This window comes from Vibrio sp. 2134-1, assembly GCF_033339495.1.
In genome coordinates, this window is record NZ_JAWOUS010001027.1 from 1 (window position 1) to 502 (window position 502).

1 pseudogene is annotated in these 502 nt (G+C 47.0%); it reads left to right on the forward strand.

The window, feature by feature from the left end:
- Nucleotides 1–460: pseudogene (locus tag R7R78_RS29845) on the forward strand (flagellin); the annotation flags it as partial.
- Between the last annotated feature and the right edge of the window lie 42 nt (nucleotides 461–502).

The window sequence follows — 502 nt, forward strand, 5'->3', positions numbered from 1 at the left end:
AATGGGCATGCGCGCATCATTGGCTGAAGACGGCACCATTTTGTTTGAAGCGCGCGATAACGCTTATCAACAAATGCAGCAGAAGGTTTTGGTTACGGGCGAAGGGCATCGCTTCCCAGCTGGCCAGCCAAATGTGCTGAACTTGAAATCTGAGCCGGACGGTATTGCTGAGCTGAGTTTTGATTTAGGCTCTCGTGATGGCATCAAACAGACCATCTCGAAAGTCAATCAGCACTTAAGACAAGTGCAAACCAGCTTAGAAGAAGCGAAAGCTTTTCATGGCGAGTTGAACACGCAGATGCGCTCAATCCAAAGCAAAAGTCATCAACTTTCGGTAGATGAAGTGAACGCAAAACTGGATGGTTTTATGGAGACGTCTGGTCAGTTTACCTCGACGTTCCAAGCGTTAAATGCGCAAGCGAATGTTCGTCGTCATACGGTGGTTGCATTGTTGAAATAACGCCGTTTCAAAGAACACTCCAATGATTCCCGGCTTTACATT